We start from the raw sequence: 18,943 nt of genomic DNA, 5'->3' as shown, positions 1-18,943 counted from the left end.
CGCCTTTTTTCGAAGGTGCCCCGCTATGGTGGTCATTCGGCCCGATCTATTCCTCATGTCAGTGCCATCTGCACTTTATAAACACCATAAAGCGCAACTAATTCAAACATATGACAACACTTTCCGGAGGCGCTGCCCTTGCAGCGTCCACACGAGGTAGGAGTTTCGGTATGAATGCGCTCAGACTGACTTGCGGCTGACGGCGCGCTTGGGAGCCGGTTTCACGGTGCCGTTGCTTTTGGTCCCAGCGGCTGCCGTGCGTTTGGTCCTAGTCTTGACTTCATTGCCGTCCTTGGACGCAGCAGAGCGTTCGAGCTTTTCGCGCTCTTTTCTCGCCTGCTCCCAATGTATGGAATCGCGTCCGGTAGGATGCCCCTCTTCTTCCCAAAGGGCGTATGCACGTTTTTTAATCCACTCTTCCCGAGTTTCTGTCATCGCTGATCTCCAGTCACATCATCCCGCAGCCAAACGCTAGACTGGGGGGATGGTTCCAGAGGAACAGGCGATATTCAAGAAGAATTTTGACACAGTGCAAAATATTATTTGCGCCGCAGCATAAACGCCCCGTCAGTTGGTCTGAAATGCCGTGGCATTCGTCAAATCCTTGACGAAATTCGCGCGGTTTATGTTGGCGTCTTCCTTGTCGCGAATGCGCAGAAGGTACGACGGGTGGATGGTCACCAGAACGGGCGGATGGTTTGCCGGCTGAAGAACATGGCCGCGCTCGGCGGTGACCTTCACTTTGGGACCAAGCAGCGAATAAAGTGCCGTAGCGCCCAGCGCGACAACCAGTTTCGGCTGCAGGATCTCAAGCTCGGCGCCGAGCCACCATGCGCAACGCTGGATTTCTCCGGCATTCGGCTTGGAATGCATGCGCCGCTTGCCGCGCGGCTCGAATTTGAAGTGCTTGACGGCATTGGTGACGTAGCAGCGGGACCGGTCGACGCCCGCCTCTTCGAGACACTGATCAAGCAGACGTCCGGCGGGACCGACGAAAGGTTTGCCCGCCAGGTCTTCCCTGTCGCCCGGCTGTTCGCCGACCAGCACAATGTCGGCCGTACGCGGGCCTTCGCCGAAAACGAGCTGCGTGGCGTTCTTGTAGAGGTCGCAGCGCGTGCAGGTTTCGGCCTGAAGTTTCAGGTCATCGAGGCCTTTGGCGTCTGCCGTTTCCAGTTCGAAAGCCGGGCCAAATTTGGGCGCGATGTTCATAAGCGCTTCCTTCTCCAGTCTTCTGCCTCAACCGATCGGCAAGGCGTTTGTTCCGGCGCGGGGAACAAGCGCAGCATTCATGGATTTGAAGGAGTGTTCGAGACATCCAAGCCAGTCAGGGGATATGCATGAATCAGGTTTCGAAAGTCGACTCTATTGCAGGAATTCGAAAGAGCTGGGGTGCCGAGATTGGCGCGGATGGTGTCCGTTTTCGGATCTGGGCGCCGCGGCAAAAGGAGATGAGGCTTCGCTGCTCCGGCAAGGATCGGCCGATGAACCGCTCTGACGGCGGCTGGTTCGAGCTGACCGTTGCGGAAGCAAGGGGTGGCGACGCCTACGCCTTCGTCCTTTCGGATGGCAAGGCGGTGCCCGATCCTGCCTCTCGGGCGCAGGCCGGCGATGTGCACGGCCCGTCGCTGATCGTTGATCCTTCCTACCGCTGGATGAATACCGGCTGGAAGGGCAGGCCCTGGGAAGAGGCGGTGATCAGCGAAATCCATATCGGCACTTTCACCAGAGAGGGCACCTTCAAGGCGGCCGCCGAAAAGCTCGGTCACCTGGCTGGGATGGGTTTCACGGTAATCGAGGTGATGCCCGTCGCGCAATTTTCCGGAAAGCGCGGATGGGGTTATGACGGCGTGCTGCATTATGCGACGCATTCGGCTTACGGTACGCCGGCCGATTTCAAGGCATTCATCGACGCCGCGCATGGCCACGGTCTGGTGGTGCTGCTCGACGTCGTCTACAATCATTTCGGTCCGGATGGAAACTACCTGCACGGCTATGCGCCGGAATTTTTCCACGCCGGTCGCAATACGCCGTGGGGTGCCGCGATCGATTTCGGGCAGGAGCCGGTGCGGCGTTACTTCATCGAAAATGCGCTTTATTGGATCGGCGAGTTCCAGCTCGACGGCCTGCGGCTCGACGCCGTGGAGCAGATTTACGATACCTCGAAACGCCACATCCTCGCGCAGCTGTCGACGGAAGTACGCGACGCCTTTGTCGATCGCGAAGTGCATCTCGTCGTCGAGGATCAACGCAATCTCGTAAGCCTGCTGGAGCGCGACGACCGCGGGAGAGTGAAGACCTTTACCGCGGAGTGGAACGACGACTTCCACCATGTCGCTCATATCATCGCAACCGGCGAAACAGCCGGCCACTATAAGCCCTTCGCATCCGACCTCTGGGAAAAGACGAAGCTTTCGATGCAGCACGGCTTCGTCTATCCGGACCGCGGCGATCCGCCTGAGCTGCCGAAGGATGACCGCGTCTATTTGCCACCCGTGGCCTTTATCAATTTTCTCCAGAATCACGATCAGGTGGGTAATCGCGCTTTCGGCGAGCGCTTGATCAGCCTTGCGCATCCCGGCATGACAGAGATGCTGACGGCGGTTCTGCTTCTATCGCCGCAGATCCCCTTCCTCTTTATGGGCGAGGATTATGGCGAGACGCAGCCGTTCCACTTCTTCTGCGACTACACCGGCGAACTCGGCGAGATCGTCCGCAGAGGGCGGATGGCAGAGGCGGAAGGCTTTGGCGGTTTGAAGGACGGCAAGACAGCCGGCGATCTGCCGGATCCAAATGCGATCTCTACGTTCGAGCATTCGAAGCTTCGATGGGAGCGTTCCGACAGCGATGAAGGTAGACGACGGAAGGCCTATGTACGAGAGCTTATCGGTCTGCGGCACAAGTATGTCGTGCCATTGCTGAAGAGACCCGGCCGGATCACAAGCGCGGCGTTGGAAAGCGTCGATGGCGTGCTGGCTGTCAACTGGACCTTCGGCGGCAGCAAGCTGGAACTTCGAGCCAATCTGAGCGACCGTCGTCTTCCGCTACCCCCTTTCGAAGGTGCAGTCATCTTCGATCTGCTGCCTCGCGGCGAGCCGGGCGAAGGCAAACTCGCTGCCCATTCGGTGGTGGTTGCGCTCGATCCCAAGCTGGCAAAATAGGAGCACGAAAATTTCGCGCTTCAGGCGAGCGGCGGCGAATTGAACGCCGCCGTTTTGCAGCTATATCTTCTTCTAATGTTTTATCTCATATCGACCTACTGGGCGCATATCCTTTTCGTCATTTCGCTCGCGATGGGAGCCGCCGCGGCGATCCATGCCGCCATGACGAAGGAGGAGGTACGCGCTGCAATCGGCTGGGTCGGCGTCATCATCCTCTCGCCGATTGTCGGCGCGGTACTTTATGCGATCGCCGGCATCAATCGCATCCGCCGGAAATCCCTGAGTCTCCGTCGCGATGCCCTGCTGCCGGCAGCCGACCTTGACGAACTCGAGAGTTTCGATGCGGAGCCGGAGAGGATCATCAGCGCTTATGGACGGCGCTTTGCAGCATTGCAGACGCTTGGCGATCGCGTTGCCCGCTATCCGCTCACCACCGGCAATACGATCGACATGCTGGAAACGGGCGACGATGCCTATGCGGCGATGAAGGCTGCGATCGACGGGGCCGGGCGGAGTGTTCTGCTTGAAACCTATATTTTCGATCGCGACAAGATCGGCCTCCAGATTGCCGATGCGCTGATTGCGGCGGCAAAACGTGGCATCGAGGTCCGCGTGCTGATCGACGCTGTCGGCGCGCGCTATTCCGTGCCCAGCATTCTCGGCTATCTCGCTGATGGCGGGGTGACGGTTTCGGTCTTCAACGGCAATGTCATCATGGGCCTGCGGCTGCCTTATGCAAATCTCCGCACTCACCGAAAAATTCTGATTGCCGACGGGCGTCTCGCGCTGACGGGCGGTATGAATATCCGACAGGGCTTCAGCTACGCGATGACGGGCGATGATTTTGCACGCGATACGCATTTCTCCGTAACCGGCTCCGTGGTTGCCGATCTCTTCGATGTCGCGGCCGAGGATTGGCGCTTTACGACAGGTGAGATTCTAAGCGCGGACGCGTGGCGGGTCGATGCGCCCGAACGCCAACCGGGCGATCCGGTCTTCATGCGCGTCGTTGCCTCCGGACCGGACCGCAGCGTCGAGACGAACCATAAGATGCTGATAGGCGCCTTTTCTGTCGCGCGGAAATCAATCCGCATCATGTCACCTTATTTCCTGCCCGATCGTGAACTGATCAGCGCGCTGACAACTGCCGCTCGGCGCGGCGTCGAGGTCGATATCGTCGTGCCGGCCGTCAACAATCTCGTTCTCGTTGACCGGGCGATGACGGCGCAGTTCGACCAGATCCTCAAGAACTACTGCCGCATATGGCGCTCGACCGGCAGCTTCAGCCATTCCAAGCTGATGACGATTGACGGGGTCTGGGCCTATGTCGGTTCGTCCAATCTTGATCCGCGCTCGCTCAGGCTGAACTTCGAGGTGGATCTCGAAGTTCTGAACGAGGGGTTTGCGGCGGAGATCGACGAACATATCGACGGGATGCTGAAATCTGCAGCACCGGTGACCTTGGAGAGCCTCCAGGGGCGGCCCTTCCTGGTGCGGCTTGTCGAAAAATTTCTGTGGCTGGGTTCGCCCTATCTTTGATTTTCTCGGATCGGACATGGCAAGTTTTACCTGTGGGCCTATACTGCCAAATCAGAGCCGATTTCGACCAACGGAGCGCGCGTAAACTCCGATGCTTGCCAGGAAAGACAGCCTGCCCGCCAACATTCTCGCGTCGATCCGTAACCGCAAAAAGCGGTTGGATGCCGTGCTTGCGGCTGCAAAGCCCCGGGCGGAAGGTACACTGATCGCCTCCTACAATGTCCATAAATGCGTCGGTGCCGACAGGCGTTGCGATCCCGAGCGAACAAGCCGGGTGATCCACGAGATCGGCGCTGACGTGATTGCCTTGCAGGAGGCCGACACGCGCTTCGGGGAGCGGACCGGCATCCTCGATCTGGCGCGGCTGGAGCGCGAGACGGCACTTATTCCGGTTCCGGTCTCGGGCATGTCGAAGGCGCATGGCTGGCACGGCAATGTCGTGCTCTTCAAGAAAGGCCTGGTACGCGACGTGCACCAGATCAAACTGCCGGGCCTTGAACCGCGCGGCGCGCTGGTTGCGGAACTCGAACTGGAAAATGGCGGAGAGCTTCGGATCATTGCCGCCCATTTCGGGCTTCTGCGGCACTCACGTGCGCGGCAGGCGCAGATGCTGGTCGATCTGATGGCGGATCGGAGCGAGGTGACGACGGTCCTGCTCGGCGACCTCAACGAATGGCGGCTCGGCGATCGTTCGTCGCTTAACACGCTTCAATCCGCCTTCGAGGCGCAGCCTCTTGCGGTCGCAAGCTTCCCAGCTCGTCTGCCGATCTTGGCGCTCGACCGCATCATGTCGAACCGGAAAGGTGTGCTGACGAACGTCGAGGCGCATGATACGCCACTTGCGCGCGTCGCCTCCGATCACTTGCCGATCAAGGCGGTTCTCAACCTGAAGAGGGTGGAAGAGCTGACGGCGTCCGCCTGATCCCCCATCCACCTGCTCATTTTTGATATCAGCTCCGGGGTTTCAAATTTTCCGGATCGTAGAGCGGCCTGTAGCCGACAGCTGCGACGTCGACCGGATAAGTCTCACCGAAGTATTCGATGACGAGCTTGCGGCCTTCCTGGGCATGGGACCAGGGCAGGTAGGCGAGCGCGATGTTCTTGCCGATTGTCGGGCCATAGGCGATCGACGTCGTGTAGGAGCGGCGGCCGAGCTCGTCGACAAGGGTCTCGCCGGTTTCCGGATCCATGACCGGCAGCGTGCCGACCGGATAGCGCGCGACGCCTTTGCTGTCGATGTTATCGGTCATCACCAGCGTGCAGAGCATCGCCGGCTGGTGCTCGCGGGCCTTATATTCGAGATGCCTGGCCTTGCCGCGGAAATCGGCCTCCTTGACCTTCGGACGGGCGAGGCCGGCTTCGATGAGATTGTACTGCGTGATGAGGTCGGCATTCTGCAGGCGCAGGCTCTTTTCCATGCGACGGCTGTTGGCATAGGTCTCGACGCCGAAGGCCATGACGCCAGTCGCGCGCAACGCATCCCAGACGGCAAGGCCATCCTCGTACTTCATGTGCAGCTCCCAGCCCTGCTCGCCGACATAGGAAATGCGGAAGGCGGTGACGTGCCTGCCGGCGATCTCGATCGGCTTGATCGCGGCGAAGGCGAAGTTTTCCGGATCGAGGGCCGCCGGATCGGCGACGACCTTCTTCAGCGTGGCGCGGGCGTTCGGCCCCCAGATGCCGATGGTGACGTATTTTTCGGAGACGTCGGTGACGGTAACGTTGAAGCCCTTATCCTCGGCAATCCGCTTGAGGTAGTGGAAATCGCGCGGGCCTGCGTCCGCCCCGTCGATCACACGGCAGCGGTCGGCCATACGGATGACCGTCAGATCGGCGCGCACCATGCCCTCGTCGTCGAGGAAGTGCGTGTAGATGCCCTTGCCGATGTTGGCGTCGCCGCCGATCTTTGCGGCGCAGACCCACTCCATCAGCTCGACATGATCAGGCCCTTCGACGTCGAACATGTAGAAGTGGCTTAGGTTGACGATGCCGCAATCCTCGCTCATCGCCAGGTGCTCGGCATTGGAGACGCGCCAGAAGTGGCGGCCGTCCCATTCGTTTTCGCGCACCGGCACGCGATCGCCGTACTTCTCAAGCAGGTGCTCGTTGGCTCTGTAGCCATGGGCGCGCTCCCAGCCGCCAAGCTCCATGAAATAGCCGCCGAGCTCGACTTCGCGCTCGTAAAAGGGCGAGTGCTTGACGTCGCGGCTGGTGGCATAGGGCTCGCGCGTATGAACGGCCGGGAAATAGATCTTCTGGGCGGCCTCAAAACAACGGTCCTCGATGAACTGTTCCGTCAGCTGGTGCGCGTAGAAGCGTGAATAGTCGATGCTGGCGTGGTCGATCCCGGTGCGGCCGTCGGTCATCCAGTCGGCGATCAGCTTGCCATAGCCGGGACCATCCTTGACCCAGATGGCGACGCAGTACCAGAGGCCGCGCACCTTCTGGCTCTCGCCGCAGGACGGGCCGCCGGCGGCGGAAACCTGCAGCAGGCCGTTGAAGGAATGGCTTTCGTTATAGCCGAGTTCGCCGAGGATCGGGGTGAGCTCCATGGCGCGCTCGAGCGGCGCGATAATCTCATCCATTTCGAGGTCGCGCTGCGAGGGCGACAGGCGCGCCTCATGCTTTTCGAGCAGCTCGCGGGGATGGCACATGCGCGGACTGGTCTGCTCGTAGTAACCCCATTCGATTTGGCCGCCCTCGGTGGTCTTCGGGTCGCCGGTGTCGCGCATATAGGCGGAGTTGCCCTGGTCGCGCAAAAGCGGGAAGCCGATTTCTTTGCCTGTGCCTTCGAACGCGTTGTAGGGGCCGAAGAAGGTGAGCGGATGGTCGACCGGCATGACCGGCAGGTCCTCGCCGACCATCTCTGCGACCAGACGGCCCCACAGGCCGGCGCAGACGATGACGTGATCGGCCATGATCGTGCCGCGATGAGTGACGACGCCCTTGATGCGGCCGTTCTCGACGATCAGCGACTTGGCCGGCGTATTGGCGAAGGCCTTGAGCTTGCCGACCTTCTCGCCGGCATCGACCAGCTTGCCGGCAACCGTCTGCGAGCGCGGGATGACAAGGCCAGCATCGGGATCGAACAGGCCGCCCTGGACCATCTCTTCCTCGATCAGCGGGAACTTTTCCTTGATCTCGGCGGGGCTGACGTAATGGGCGCGTGTGCCGAAGGCCTTGGCCGAGCTCAGCTTGCGCTTGATCTCCTCCATCCAGGTGTCGTCGCCGGTGCGGGCGACTTCGAGGCCGCCGATGCGGGCGTAGTGTCCCATCTTCTCGTAGAAATCGATGGAGTACTGCGTCGTCCAGACCGACAGATAGTCGTGGCTGGTCGTATAACAGAAGTCGGAAGCATGTGCCGTCGAGCCGATATCGGTCGGGATGCCCGACTTGTCGATGCCGACAATATCGTCCCAGCCGCGCTCGATCAGGTGATGGGCAATCGACGCGCCGACAATGCCGCCCAACCCGATAATTACGACTTTCGCCTTGTCTGGAAATTCTGCCATCACATGCACCCTCGAATTTTGTTGCGCCGAATCTAGTACACGCGATCTTGCAGCTACAGTCGATCCACGACATTAAGATGTAGCGATCCGCCAAAAGCATCCTTCGTTCAGGTTCAGCGTCGCTGGCATCCCCCCGTTGAGGACCGATGTTATCTAGGCCTTCGCGATCGCCGCGTTAACTGTTTGTTAACCATGTCGGCGATAGACATGGTCAACGATTTCTTAACTCAGATGACCAAAGTGCTAACAGACGCTCGCTCGATCCGAATCAAGGGCCGCTCCTTCCTCGCGGTCATGCTTTCTCCGGACCTCCCTTTCGATGATTGGCTGGCGAGGCTGGATGATCTCGCAGCCCGTTCAGCCGGATTCTTTCTGGGGCGGCCCGTCGTTCTTGATGTCACGGACCTGCAGATCGACAGGTCGCAGCTGAAGGAACTTATCGCGGAACTGACGCGACGCAATGTGAGCATCATGGGTATCGAGGGCGGGCGCCCTTCAATCCTTGGGCCGGGCATGCCGCCTGCGCTTAAGGGCGGTCGTCCCGGTTCAGACTTCGAGCTGCCGAAAGCGGAACCAGTTATCGATCTGCAAAACAAGCCGGCGGCCGCCGAGATTCGTTCGGCACTACAATCCATCGTGATCCGGGAGCCTGTGCGTTCCGGTCAGTCGGTGATCTTCCCGGAAGGCGACGTCACAGTCATCGGATCGGTTGCCTCGGGTTCGGAGATCGTCGCTGGAGGGTCGGTCCATATCTATGGGGCGCTGCGGGGTCGAGTCATGGCAGGGTCGGTTGGAAATGCGTCCGCGCGTATCTTCTGCCGAAAGCTTGAGGCCGAGCTGATTGCGATCGATGGCATTTACAAGACCGCCGAAGACATGGCCTCGCACCTTCGTGGGCAAGCCGTCCAGCTCTGGCTCGAAGGCGATACGATCATGGCAGAGAAACTTATCTGAGCCGAAAGCCGGCTAGGACAAAGGAGAGCAAGATGGGGAAAGTCATCGTCGTCACTTCAGGCAAAGGCGGAGTTGGCAAGACAACCTCGACCGCCGCGCTGGGAGGGGCCTTGGCACAGAGAAACGAGAAAGTGGTCGTCGTCGATTTTGATGTCGGGCTGCGGAATCTCGACCTAGTGATGGGCGCGGAGCGAAGGGTTGTCTACGACCTGATCAACGTCATACAGGGTGACGCCAAGCTCTCGCAGGCGCTGATACGCGACAAGAGGCTCGACACGCTGTTTCTGCTGCCGGCGTCGCAAACGCGGGACAAGGACAACTTGACCCCGGAAGGTGTTGAACGGGTCATGGCTGATCTGAAGCGCCACTTCGACTGGATCATCTGCGATAGTCCGGCGGGCATTGAACGTGGCGCGACCCTTGCAATGCGCCACGCCGATGTCGCGGTCGTCGTCACCAACCCGGAAGTCTCGTCGGTACGCGATTCAGATCGCATCATCGGCCTGCTGGATGCAAAGACCGCCAAGGCCGAACGCGGCGAGCGGATGGAAAAGCACCTGCTCCTGACCCGATACGACGCCAACCGGGCGGAACGGGGCGATATGCTCAAGGTCGACGACGTCTTGGAGATCCTGTCCATCCCGCTCCTCGGCATTGTTCCCGAAAGCATGGATGTTCTGCGCGCCTCCAATATCGGCGCTCCTGTGACACTCGCCGATAGCCGCAGCGCACCTGCGATGGCTTATTTCGATGCCGCCCGCCGGCTTGCTGGTGAGGATGTGCCGATCACAATTCCGGGCGAAAAGCGAGGCATCTTCGGCAAGATCTTCGGACGGAGGGCCGCATGAACATCTTCAGTTTTTTCGGCAGAAAGCAAACCGCACCCGCGGCGCGTGAACGCCTGCAGGTGCTTCTGGCCCACGAACGCTCGTCGGTGGGTACAGACCTCGTGTCGCTGCTGCGCGAGGAGATTCTGGAAGTCATCGCCAAGCACGTGCAGCTCGACGCCGATAAGGTGCAGGTGAAGATGGATCGCAACGAGCACGTCTCGATCCTGGAAATCGACGTCGAAATCCCGCTGAAAGCAGCTGCAGAGGCGGCTTGAAGCAATCCGCTAAACCGTCTCACTGGCACTCGTAAAGACCTGAAGCCGCCCGGTGATATCAAGAGCCGGGCGGTTTTCGTAAGCGAGGATTGTGCCCCAAGGCAATCGTTTCCTACTCGAACATCCCTCTCGGCGTCTCGCCCTTCAAGAAAGGTTCGATGAAGGCATGCAGCAGGTCGGACTGGTTGATGACGGCGGTGTGTGACGTCGCCGGCATGACGGCAAGACGAGAGGCGGGAAGGGGCTTGCCCATATCGCCCATGACGCCGCCGCCGAGCAACCGGAACATGGCAACCGAATGTTCTAGGGTTGCAACATCGGCGTCGCCGGAGATGAGCAGCACCGGTATCTTCAGCGACTTCACGTCCTTCTCCCATGCCATCGGCTCGTGCTCGAGGGCGATCAGTTTCTTGACCAGGGCAGGGAAGCCGTCGGGATTGGCGGCAAGCTTGCGGTAGTCGTCGGCGAACGGCATGCCGACAAACATTTCCACCGTCATTTGCGGGATGAAGGCCCTGAACGCCGGCTGCCAGCCCTCGGCATCGTAGGCAACGGAGGCTGCTGCAAGTTTGTTCACTTTTTCCGGATGGCGGACGGCGACTTGCAGCGCAGCGGCCGCACCCATGGAATATCCGAACACATCCGCCTTCTTGAGGCGGACCGCGTCCATGAAGGCCGCGACGTCGTCTGCCAGGTTCTGATAGGTAATGGGGCGGTCGATGTCGGTGGTGCGGCCGTGGCCCTGGAATTCGAGCGCGTAGACCTTGTGGGTTTCGGCGAGCTTGGGGATGATCGCGCCCATGGACGGGATGTTCATATAAGCGCCGTGCAGCACGATCAGCGGGTCACCGTCTCCGGACACTTCATAATACATCTGCATGCCGTTGACCTCGACCCGGTCGCCTGTCGGCTTGGGTTCGGCCAAGGCTGATCCTGCGATAAACAAGCCGACTGCGGCGATGAGGGCGGTGCGGAACATGGGGTGTTTCTCCTTTCGTCTCATGCGTTTTCATCAACGCCGACAATAAGACGAAAGGCCGTTGCTCAATCCGACATGGCCGGCTCAAGATTCTTCGGCGCCTACGGTGGTGCGCTGCATGCCTGCCATGCGACCTGATCCGCGGATTTTGCAATTGCGAATAAGTCGCACTTGCAAAAATAAACTCCTTTCCTTAAGACTGTAATGCAAGTCATTCGCAGCAAGGAGCGTGAGGATGTTGAAACGGGCAGGGCGCCTATTGGCCGGATTGATAGCGGCAGCAATCGTGTCGGTCGCGGCGATGGGACCGGCAGCGGCTGAGGAGAAGTTCAAGGCGGTGACAACCTTTACCGTTATTGCAGACATGGCCAAGAACGTGGCGGGTGATGCGGCCATCGTGGAATCGATCACCAAGCCGGGTGCGGAGATTCACAATTACTCCCCGACACCCGGTGACATACAAAGGGCGCAGGGCGCTCGCCTCATCCTCTGGAACGGGCTTAACCTTGAGCGCTGGTTCGAAAAGTTTTTCGTCAATCTCTATGACGTTCCGGGCGTCGTCGTCTCCGAAGGCATCGAACCGATGAGCATTGCCGAAGGGCCTTATTCCGGCAAGCCCAACCCGCATGCCTGGATGTCGCCGAAGAATGCTCTGATCTATGTCGACAACATCCGCGATGCCTTCGTGAAGCACGATCCGGCGAATGCCGCTGCCTACGAGGCCAACGCTGCCGCTTATAAAAAGAAGATTGAGGCGACCATCACGCCGATCCGCGAAAAGCTTGAGCAGATTCCGGACGACAAGCGCTGGCTGGTGTCGAGCGAGGGCGCCTTTTCCTACCTCGCCCGTGACTTTGGCCTGAAGGAACTCTATCTCTGGCCTATCAATGCCGACCAGCAGGGAACACCACAACAGGTCCGCAAGGTGATCGATGCCGTTGAGGCCAACGAGATCGCTGCCGTCTTCAGCGAGAGCACGGTGTCCGACAAGCCGGCCAGGCAGGTCGCACGCGAAACCGGCGTACATTACGGTGGCGTGCTCTATGTCGATTCCCTTAGCGAGGAGGACGGGCCCGTGCCGACCTATATCGATCTGCTCCGCGTAACCTCCGACACGGTCGAAAAGGGCCTAGTCGAAGGCCTGTCGCAATGAATGAGCCGCTTAAAAAGCTTGCCCGTCCCGCGGATGCGGGATCGGGCATTGCGGTGAGCAGTGCGACCGTCACCTATCGCAACGGCCATACTGCCCTTCGCGATGCCAGCTTCCAGATCCCGACGGGCACGATTACGGCGTTGGTCGGGGTCAACGGCTCCGGCAAATCGACACTGTTCAAGGCGATCATGGGCTTCGTGCGCCTTGCCAGGGGCGACATAAGGATACTCGGCATGCCGGTCGGTGAGGCACTGCGCAAGAACCTCGTCGCCTATGTGCCGCAAAGCGAAGAGGTGGATTGGAACTTTCCAGTCCTCGTCGAGGACGTTGTCATGATGGGCCGCTACGGCCACATGGGCATGATGCGCATCCCGAAGGCGGCCGATCACGCTGCCGTGTCATCGGCACTCGCACGCGTCAACATGAGCGAATTGCGCACGCGCCAGATCGGCGAGTTGTCGGGCGGGCAGAAGAAGCGGGTCTTCCTGGCTCGCGCGCTGGCGCAGGACGGCCGCGTCATCCTGCTCGATGAGCCCTTCACCGGCGTCGACGTCAAGACCGAAGACCAGATTACCGTTCTGCTCCGCGAGTTGCGCGACGAAGGCCGGGTCATGCTGGTCTCCACCCACAATCTCGGCTCGGTACCGGAGTTCTGCGACCGCACCGTACTCATCAAAGGCACCGTCCTCGCCTACGGCACGACTGCCGAGACTTTCACTCCGGCAAACCTCGAGAAGACTTTTGGCGGCGTGCTGCGCCATTTCATGCTGACCGAGGCTGACGACCGCGGGTCACATCCGATTGATGTGATGACCGACGACGAACGCCCGCTTGTGATGCAAGATGGCCGGGCCGTCGGGCACGAGCCAAGGGGTAATGGGGGCCGGCGCTAATGGTCTTCCTTACCGAGCCGTTTACCTATGAATATATGCTCAATGCCATGTGGGTTTCGGCTCTGGTGGGCGGTGTCTGCGCGTTTTTATCCTGCTACCTGATGCTCAAGGGCTGGTCACTCATTGGCGACGCGCTTTCCCATTCCATCGTGCCTGGTGTTGCCGGCGCCTACATGCTGGGCTTGCCTTTCTCGATCGGCGCCTTCTTCTCCGGCGGCCTTGCCGCCGCCGCGATGCTCTTCCTCAACCAACGCACCAAGCTGAAGGAGGATGCCATTATCGGCCTGATCTTCTCCTCCTTTTTCGGGCTCGGCCTCTTCATGGTGTCCCTGTCGCCGACCTCGGTGAACATCCAGACCATCGTGCTCGGCAACATTCTCGCCATCACGCCGGAGGACACGCTCCAGCTCGCCGTTATCGGTTTCGTCTCGCTCGCTATCCTTCTCGTCAAATGGAAGGACCTGATGGTCACCTTCTTCGACGAGAGCCATGCACGTTCGATCGGCCTCAACCCCACTGCGCTCAAGATCATGTTCTTCATGCTGCTTTCGGCATCGACGGTCGCCGCCCTCCAGACGGTGGGTGCCTTTCTCGTCATCTGTATGGTGGTGACGCCGGGTGCCACTGCCTATCTCCTGACAGATCGCTTTCCCCGGCTGCTCGCAATCGCAGTGGTCATTGGCGCAGTGACCAGCTTCGTCGGTGCCTATGCGAGTTATTTCCTGGATGGCGCGACCGGCGGCATCATCGTCGTGTTGCAGACCCTCCTCTTCCTCGCCGCATTCCTCCTTGCGCCCAAACATGGAATGCTGGCGGCGCGTCGCAGGGCGGCCGAAGCACAGGAGGCCAGTCAATGAATATCCTCGAGACGCTGTTCATGCCTTTCCAGTTCAGCTTCATGATCAATGCGCTGGTCATCTCGATGCTTGTGGCGGTGCCGACGGCGCTTCTTTCCTGTTTTCTTGTGATCAAAGGCTGGTCGCTGCTTGGCGATGCCATCTCCCATGCGGTTTTTCCTGGCGTAGTCATCGCCTACATCGTTGGCTTCCCTTTTGCGCTCGGCGCCTTCATCGCCGGCATGTTTTGCGCCGTTGCTACTGGTTTTCTGAAAGACAACAGCCGCATCAAGCAGGACACGGTGATGGGTATCGTGTTTTCCGGCATGTTCGGCCTTGGCCTCGTGCTTTACGTGAAGATCCAGTCCGAGGTGCATCTCGATCACATATTGTTCGGGGACATGCTCGGCGTTGGCTGGCGGGACATCGGCGAAACGGCGATGATCGCGACTTTGACCGCCGGTATCATCTGCATCAAGTGGAAGGATTTCCTGTTGCATGCCTTCGATCCGGCGCAGGCAAAGGCGGTCGGCCTTCGCGTTAACCTGCTGCACTACGGATTGCTTTGCCTGATCTCGCTTACCGTTGTCGGCGCGCTAAAGGCGGTCGGAATCATCCTCGCCATCGCGATGCTCATTGCACCCGGCGCCATCGCCTTCCTGCTGACGCGCAGCTTCGGCATGATGCTGGTCCTGTCGGTGGTTATCGCCATGATCGCCTCGGCTGCCGGAATCTATCTGTCGTTCTTCATCGACAGCGCACCGGCGCCAACCATCGTGTTGTTGCTTTCCATCTTGTTTGCTGCTGCCTTTGCCGCCACCGTCCGAAGGGCGGAGCGATCCGAGACGGCACAGCAATAGATCCTCGCACATTGGAACCTGTGCCGACTGTCAGGGCCTCTTCCGGCACGTCGAAGACACGACGCTCGATGACGGATCGATGACAAAACTGAAAAACAGCTGAAAACCACCGCTGCCTGTTTGACATGGGAGCCTTCTACAGAGGTCGCGAAGAAGCGACGGTCGTTCTGAAGGGCGTTCGGCGCTCCGGCGACTTGGAGAAGCACCCCATGAAAATTATTCAGATCACCGATACCCATTTCAGCCCGAACAAGCCGCATTTCAACGGCAATTGGGCGCCGCTGCTGACATGGATCGAAGAAACGGCTGCCGATCTGATCATCCATACCGGGGACCTTACCGTCGACGGCGCGGACAAGGATGAGGACATCTCCTTTTCGATGGACCTCATGCGTCAGGTTTCCGTCCCGATGCTCATCGTTCCAGGCAATCATGATGTCGGCGATCTTCCAGGCTCGCGCCAGCCGGTGAATGCCGAACGGCTTCAGCGCTGGCGGCGGCTGGCCGGCGAGGACCGATGGCTTGAAGACGCGGGCTCCTGGCGCTTCGCCGGTCTCAATTCGCTGCTGCTCGGCCACGAGGATGACGAGGAGGAAGCGCAATTCGAATGGCTCCAGAAGGCGTTGGAAGACCGCGGTGGCCGCCGCGTCGCGCTTTTCGCGCACAAACCGCTTTTCGTCGATGAGCCGCATGAGGGCGATACCGGCTACTGGAGCGTCAAGCCGTCCCAGCGCCGCCGGCTTTATGACCTGATCGCGGCACATGACGTCGCGCTTTTTGCCAGCGGCCATCTGCATTGGGCCTGGCAGGGCCGCTACGAACAGACAGCGCTGACATGGGGGCCTTCGGCGGCGTTCATCATCGACAAGATGGAGCGCGAGATGCCAGGCGAGCGCCTGATCGGCGCTGTTATCCACGAACTCGGCGATGATGCCGCAAGCCGCATCGTCGCTATTCCCGGCATGACCGCGCATGTGCTCGACGAGGTGGTGCACGAGGTCTATCCGCATGCGGCAAAGACGCAGGAGCCGGTCGAATGAGCGCGCTTTCGCTTCGCGGCATCACGAAGTCCTTCGGCGGCAATCTTATCCTCAAGGGCGTGAGCCTCGATGCCGGACCTGGCGAGTTCATTGCGCTTGTCGGTCCCTCCGGCTGCGGCAAGAGCACGCTGCTGCGCATCCTTGCCGGCCTCGACCATGCCGATCAGGGCGAGATCTTGATCGGCGGGCGCGAGATGTCGGCGGTGGCGGCGGCCAACCGCAATATCGCGATGGTTTTTCAATCCTATGCGCTCTATCCGCATCTGACGGCATCGGAAAATATCGCCGTGCCGCTTGCGATGCGCAGGCTTTCGCGGGTGCAGCGTCTACCGTTCGTGGGATCGTTGATACCTGGCCAGCGCGCGATCCGCGCAGGCATTGCCCACGATGCCAAGGAAATGGCGAAATCGTTGAAGATCGACCATCTGCTTGATCGCAAGCCGGGTCAGATGTCCGGCGGCCAGCGTCAACGCGTGGCGCTCGCCCGCGCCATGGTACGCCACCCAAGCGTCTTCCTGATGGACGAGCCGCTTTCCAACCTCGACGCCAACCTGCGCGTCCATGCCCGCGGCGAGATCGTCGAGCTGCATCGCCGCGCCGGCGTGCCGACCGTCTACGTCACGCACGACCAAGCGGAAGCTCTTTCGATGGCGGACCGTGTCGCCGTGATGATCGGCGGCAATCTCCTGCAACTCGCGAGCCCGCAGGCAATCTACGACGATCCAGCCCATATCGAGGTTGCCCGCTTCATCGGACAGCCGCGTATCAATCTGCTGCCGGCGATCGCCGAAGCCGGCATCGTCACGTTTGGCGGCATTCGCGTGACGCTTAAAAACATGACCCAGCCGAAAGCTCGTGTCACCGTCGCCATCCGCCCGGAGTTTGTGCACCTTTCAAAGAGCCGGCATGACGGGCTTCCCGCACATATCGAGCGGATCGAATTCCTGGGATCGGAGGTCATCCTCTATTGCCGGCTCGACGCGATCGGCGAGACGGTGATCGTCAAGCTTTCGCCTGCGGAGGCCGCCGGTCTTGCAACTGGCGCCCCCGTCGGACTTCAGCTCTTGCCCGAACGAGCCATGGTTTTTGCCGAAGACGGCTCCCGCCTTGGCAGTGTCGTTGCTGCCGCAGATGCCAAGCGGGAGAAGACGCATGGCTAGCGTCGCCTCCATTGCCATGCCACGCGATCCGGCTGTGGCGCATCGGCGCAGCGAAGCCCGCATCGCCTGGATGCTGGCGCTGCCGGCGATCATGCTGCTTTTCTTCTTCGTGCTGCTGCCGGTCGTTGCCGTGATCATACTCGGCTTCACCGACTTCGAGCTCGGCTATGGACAGTTCCGTTTCGTCGGCTTCGAAAATTACGCGCACCTGATCACCGATCGCACCTTTCGCAAGTCGCTTTGGAACACCTCGATTTACGCGGCGATCGTCGCGCCGGTCTCGATCTTTCTCGGGCTCGCCATTGCCATGCTGATCGAAAGCGAGACGACGGCGCGCAGCTTTTTCCGTACTGCCTATTTCCTGCCGGTCGCCTCGCTGATCGTCGCGATGGCGACCGTCTGGCAATATATGTTCCATCCAACGATCGGGCCGCTCAACGCGCTGCTTTCACTTGCCGGGCTTCCCGGTCCGAACTGGCTCGGCAGTTCCGGCACGGTGCTTTACAGCCTGTCGATCATCGGCGTCTGGCAATCGGCGGGCTTCAATATGGTGCTTTTCCTGGCTGGGCTGACCGCGATCCCGCGTGAACTTTATGCCGCAGCCGAGGTGGACGGTGCCAGATCTGCAGTCGACCGTTTCTTCCTGGTCACTTGGCCGATGCTCGGCCCGACGACGCTCTTTGTTGTCACGATTAGCATCACCAATGCAGTGAAGGTCTTCGAGACGGTCAAGACACTGACCGAGGGCGGTCCGAACAAGGCCTCGGAGGTGCTGCTCTTCACCATCTACCAGGAAGGCTTCGTCTATTTGCGCGTCGGCTATGCCTCGGCGATGACGGTCGTTTTTCTCCTGATCCTCGTCGTGCTGATGTTCCTGCAGTATCGCCTTCTTGATCGCCGGGTGCATTACACATGACAACGAGTGCTCTTTCCCGCGGCAGAATTATCCGGCTGACGCTGCTTTCGCTTGGCGCCATTGTCTTCCTGGCGCCCTACCTCTTCATGATCTCGACCGCCGGCAAGGCGCAGAGCGATATTTTCACCTCATCTCTGTCGCTGATCCCCGAGCACTTCAACTATGTCCAGAATTTCACCCAGGCGCTGAGCCGTGTGCCGATGGGAATGCTGCTCTGGAACGGGGTCGTCGTCTGCGGGTTGATCTTCTTCTTCCAAGTGCTCGTCGCGATCCCTTGCGCCTATGCCATGGCGAAACTCCGCTTCCGCGCCGCACGGATGATGATGGTGCTCGTCATGCTCGGCCTTCTGGTGCCGATCCATGCGACCGCGTTGCCGATCTATGTCGCCTTCGACCGGGTCTCGCTGCTCAACAGCTATGCCGCGCTTGTTGCGCCCTTTACGATTTCGGTTTTCGCGATCTTCATGTTTCTGCAGTTCTTCCGCGCCATGCCGGATGATCTCATCCATGCTGCCCGGCTCGACGGCATGTCGGAACTCGGCATCGTCGCGCGCGTCATCGTCCCGAACGCCTGGCCGGCGGTGACGGCTTTCGCGATCTTCTCGGTCGTCGCACATTGGAACGATCTCTTTTGGCCACTGGTCGTCATCAGCAAGCAGGACTACGCGACGCCGCCGCTTGGCCTCATGTATTTCCGCGCGGCCGAGGCAGGCGACGATTACGGCGCGCTGATGGCGGCGACGCTCACCATTACCCTTCCCCTCGTTGCCGTCTTCTTGCTTGCGCAGAAGCGTTTCGTCGAGGGCATCACCATGACCGGTCTCAAAGGCTGACCGGT

Annotated in this window: 18 protein-coding genes; 14 read left to right on the top strand and 4 right to left on the bottom strand. The window is 60.1% G+C overall.

All coding sequences use genetic code 11. The features are described from left to right. Positions 1-180: 180 nt before the first annotated feature. Positions 181-435: a DUF2934 domain-containing protein gene (locus BN1800_RS26225; protein WP_087001787.1), complete on the bottom strand. Its 255-nt coding sequence runs from the start codon at positions 433-435 to the stop codon at positions 181-183. A gap of 132 nt (positions 436-567) precedes the next feature. After that, entirely contained in the window at positions 568-1,209 is a 642-nt protein-coding gene (locus BN1800_RS26220; RefSeq protein ID WP_087001786.1) for a UdgX family uracil-DNA binding protein, read from the bottom strand. Between the two features lie 128 nt (positions 1,210-1,337). On the opposite strand from BN1800_RS26220, the gene treZ reads away from it, so the two are divergent. The 3 genes from treZ to BN1800_RS26205 all read left to right on the top strand — a co-directional run bounded on the left by treZ (position 1,338) and on the right by BN1800_RS26205 (position 5,619). After that, entirely contained in the window at positions 1,338-3,158 is a 1,821-nt protein-coding gene (treZ, locus tag BN1800_RS26215) for a malto-oligosyltrehalose trehalohydrolase (protein ID WP_087001785.1), read from the top strand. A 75-nt stretch (positions 3,159-3,233) separates the two neighbouring features. Further along, positions 3,234-4,697: a phospholipase D-like domain-containing protein gene (locus BN1800_RS26210; protein WP_087001811.1), complete on the top strand. Its 1,464-nt coding sequence runs from the start codon at positions 3,234-3,236 to the stop codon at positions 4,695-4,697. Between the two features lie 91 nt (positions 4,698-4,788). Then, positions 4,789-5,619, top strand: a complete 831-nt coding sequence (locus BN1800_RS26205) for an endonuclease/exonuclease/phosphatase family protein (protein ID WP_027512531.1) — start codon at positions 4,789-4,791, stop codon at positions 5,617-5,619. Between the two features lie 28 nt (positions 5,620-5,647). Here BN1800_RS26205 and BN1800_RS26200 read toward each other — a convergent pair whose 3' ends face one another. Continuing rightward, on the bottom strand, positions 5,648-8,209 hold the full coding sequence (locus BN1800_RS26200) for an FAD-dependent oxidoreductase (RefSeq protein WP_087001784.1): 2,562 nt from the start codon (positions 8,207-8,209) through the stop codon (positions 5,648-5,650). Positions 8,210-8,440: 231 nt separating this feature from the next. Here BN1800_RS26200 and minC point away from each other — a divergent pair, with 231 nt between their 5' ends. Genes minC through minE form a run of 3 tightly spaced genes read left to right on the top strand, consistent with a single transcriptional unit; the run spans position 8,441 to position 10,268 of the window. Beyond that, positions 8,441-9,163 carry a septum site-determining protein MinC gene (gene minC, locus BN1800_RS26195; RefSeq protein WP_027512533.1) on the top strand — a complete coding sequence of 241 codons (723 nt, stop codon included), beginning with the start codon at positions 8,441-8,443 and terminating at the stop codon, positions 9,161-9,163. A 32-nt stretch (positions 9,164-9,195) separates the two neighbouring features. Continuing rightward, the gene (gene minD, locus BN1800_RS26190) at positions 9,196-10,011 is read left to right on the top strand and encodes a septum site-determining protein MinD (protein WP_027512534.1); all 816 of its coding nucleotides are present in this window, start codon (positions 9,196-9,198) and stop codon (positions 10,009-10,011) included. After that, on the top strand, positions 10,008-10,268 hold the full coding sequence (gene minE, locus BN1800_RS26185) for a cell division topological specificity factor MinE (protein WP_027512535.1): 261 nt from the start codon (positions 10,008-10,010) through the stop codon (positions 10,266-10,268). Before minD ends, minE begins: the two co-directional genes overlap by 4 nt. 112 nt (positions 10,269-10,380) lie before the next feature. Here minE and BN1800_RS26180 read toward each other — a convergent pair whose 3' ends face one another. Further along, positions 10,381-11,247 carry an alpha/beta fold hydrolase gene (locus BN1800_RS26180; RefSeq protein ID WP_087001783.1) on the bottom strand — a complete coding sequence of 289 codons (867 nt, stop codon included), beginning with the start codon at positions 11,245-11,247 and terminating at the stop codon, positions 10,381-10,383. 235 nt (positions 11,248-11,482) lie between these two features. Here BN1800_RS26180 and BN1800_RS26175 point away from each other — a divergent pair, with 235 nt between their 5' ends. The 8 genes from BN1800_RS26175 (at position 11,483) to BN1800_RS26140 (ending at position 18,938) form a co-directional block, all read left to right on the top strand. Continuing rightward, positions 11,483-12,400, top strand: coding sequence for a metal ABC transporter substrate-binding protein (locus BN1800_RS26175; RefSeq protein WP_087001782.1), 918 nt, complete (start codon positions 11,483-11,485; stop codon positions 12,398-12,400). Continuing rightward, positions 12,397-13,293, top strand: a complete 897-nt coding sequence (locus BN1800_RS26170) for a manganese/iron ABC transporter ATP-binding protein (protein ID WP_027512538.1) — start codon at positions 12,397-12,399, stop codon at positions 13,291-13,293. Before BN1800_RS26175 ends, BN1800_RS26170 begins: the two co-directional genes overlap by 4 nt. Next, complete coding sequence (sitC, locus tag BN1800_RS26165) at positions 13,293-14,150, top strand: iron/manganese ABC transporter permease subunit SitC (protein ID WP_027512539.1); 858 nt, start codon at positions 13,293-13,295, stop codon at positions 14,148-14,150. Before BN1800_RS26170 ends, sitC begins: the two co-directional genes overlap by 1 nt. Beyond that, positions 14,147-14,989 (top strand): metal ABC transporter permease, encoded by an 843-nt coding sequence (locus BN1800_RS26160; RefSeq protein ID WP_027512540.1) that lies wholly within the window; start codon positions 14,147-14,149, stop codon positions 14,987-14,989. Before sitC ends, BN1800_RS26160 begins: the two co-directional genes overlap by 4 nt. Before the next feature lie 209 nt (positions 14,990-15,198). Further along, the gene (locus tag BN1800_RS26155; RefSeq protein ID WP_027512541.1) at positions 15,199-16,029 is read left to right on the top strand and encodes a metallophosphoesterase family protein; all 831 of its coding nucleotides are present in this window, start codon (positions 15,199-15,201) and stop codon (positions 16,027-16,029) included. Then, the gene (locus BN1800_RS26150) at positions 16,026-17,189 is read left to right on the top strand and encodes an ABC transporter ATP-binding protein (RefSeq protein WP_087001781.1); all 1,164 of its coding nucleotides are present in this window, start codon (positions 16,026-16,028) and stop codon (positions 17,187-17,189) included. Before BN1800_RS26155 ends, BN1800_RS26150 begins: the two co-directional genes overlap by 4 nt. Beyond that, entirely contained in the window at positions 17,182-18,105 is a 924-nt protein-coding gene (locus BN1800_RS26145) for a carbohydrate ABC transporter permease (RefSeq protein ID WP_087001780.1), read from the top strand. Before BN1800_RS26150 ends, BN1800_RS26145 begins: the two co-directional genes overlap by 8 nt. Beyond that, positions 18,102-18,938, top strand: coding sequence for a carbohydrate ABC transporter permease (locus BN1800_RS26140; protein ID WP_087001779.1), 837 nt, complete (start codon positions 18,102-18,104; stop codon positions 18,936-18,938). The genes BN1800_RS26145 and BN1800_RS26140 overlap by 4 nt, the downstream gene beginning before the upstream one ends. The last annotated feature ends 5 nt before the right edge of the window (positions 18,939-18,943 follow it).

It is taken from the genome of Rhizobium sullae, from assembly GCF_900169785.1.
Taxonomy (GTDB): domain Bacteria; phylum Pseudomonadota; class Alphaproteobacteria; order Rhizobiales; family Rhizobiaceae; genus Rhizobium; species Rhizobium sullae.
The sequence above is the reverse complement of the archived record's forward strand: the minus strand, read 5'-3'. Positions and strand labels throughout refer to the sequence as shown.